A 1907-nucleotide genomic window follows, 5' to 3' on the forward strand; every position below is an offset into this window, starting at 1 on the left:
GGCCAATGACAAAACCGCCTACCCTAATCAACTGGAATTTACCGATACCTGGCAGCCCAAACGCCTATTTTTCAATACTTCTTGGTGGTTCTATGGTAGTGAGGAGAAATTTGCAAAGGCCGACAAATCGAATATGTTGAATTTGGATGTCGGGAACTACTACCCCGTTCTCGGAACATCCAACAACGAAATTGCCGCTTTGGCCAGTAGCCAGCACTTGTCCCAAGGTTTTGGAAGGCTGTCGGAACGCGGAGCCCAAGACGAATATCTGGAATTGCTAAAGGGAGACCTTCCCAAGGATAAGACGGATATTTTTGATGGTATCGATACCTCTTGGTCCCGTATCGACGGAGGCGAAGCTATCGGGACTATCCTATTTGCGGTCGAGGAAAATTTCAATTTCGGAAATCCTTCAAAACACCTTCCCCAGCTTTTGGAGGCTTATGCCCTGCTCCAAAATATACAGGATAACCATTGGAAAAAAATCAAATCCGAAGCACTGAAAGACCTGATCGCCGATGTAACGGGACTCTATCTGGAAGCTTCCTCCGAATCGGCCACTACCAATCCCGGTGGGCAGGTCAAGGTCACTATCGAGGCCATCAACCGAAGCGATGCCGGTATGGTTCTAAAATCGATTCGGATTCCAGCTTCGGATACCTCCTTGAATCCGAACATCCCCCTAAAAAATAATACAAAGCAGAACTTTGAACTTGTACTGAAAGTACCCTCGGATACGGAATATACGAGCCCCTATTGGTTGAATGAAAAAGGAAGTTTGGGCATGTACAAGGTCCCAAATCAGAAGCTTATCGGCAAACCGGAGACCCCCAGAGCTTTCACGGCGGAGTTCGAAATGGATTTCAACGGGACTACGATCAACTTCGAAAAACCAGTCATCTACCATTACGCAAAACCGGAAAAAGGAGAACGCTACCAGCCTTTTGAGGTTTTGCCCAAGGCGACGGCCAGTTTTTCCGACAAGGTTTTGATATTCCCCGACGGAAAACCAAAACAGGTGCCTGTTACTATCGAGGCCAACGCCGATGATATAAACGGGCAGGTACAACTTTGCCACGGCCAAGGCTGGTCCGTCGACACGGATACCAAAACATTTGAAATCGCCAAAAAAGGAGACAAAAGAACTATTTTATTTACCCTATCCCCTCCCGACGAAGAAAACGAAAGCTATATTTCGCCGATTCTCAAGATAGATGGCAAAGAAACCACCAAAGAACTGGTTACGATTGCCTATGACCATATACCCGATCAATCCGTATTGTTGCCATCAGAGGCAAAAACAGTACGGCTGAATATCAAAAAGGCCGGGGAACGAATCGGTTATATTGTGGGTGCCGGCGATGAAGTACCCGAAAGTCTGGAACAGATCGGCTATAGCGTTGGTAGAATTTCACCCAGCTCGATCAGTACGAGCAGTTTGGAGTCATACGACGCGGTGGTCGTCGGTATCCGCGCCTACAATGTCGTCGAAGAGCTCAAATTCAAACAACATTTTTTACTCGTTTATGTGAAAAATGGTGGCACACTGATTGTGCAATACAATACAGCTGGCCGGTGGGACAAGCAGTTCGAGAACATCGCACCCTACCCGCTTACCCTGTCAAGTGACCGGGTTACGGATGAAAATTCCGAAGTGGAAATAGTGGCCAAAAAGCATCCGTTGGTCAATTATCCGAATGCTATTACCGCCTCCGATTTTGATGGCTGGGTACAGGAACGGGGACTGTATTTCCCCAACGAATGGGCAAAGGAATTTACGCCAATATTATCCATGAAAGATGATGGGGAATCTGCTAAAGAAGGTAGCCTTTTAATAGCGAAGTACGGAAAGGGACATTATATTTACACCGGACTAAGTTTTTTCAGGGAGTTGCCGGCAGGAGTTC

General features: G+C 46.9%; 1 protein-coding gene. It reads left to right on the forward strand.

The window, feature by feature from the left end; all coding sequences use genetic code 11:
• On the forward strand, nt 1-1907 hold a 1907-nt coding region (locus tag ACEW8S_RS10090), incomplete at both ends, for an LmbE family protein (RefSeq protein WP_373518028.1).

The sequence above is a fragment of the Pricia sp. genome (assembly GCF_041745955.1).
Classification (GTDB): Bacteria; Bacteroidota; Bacteroidia; order Flavobacteriales; family Flavobacteriaceae; genus Pricia.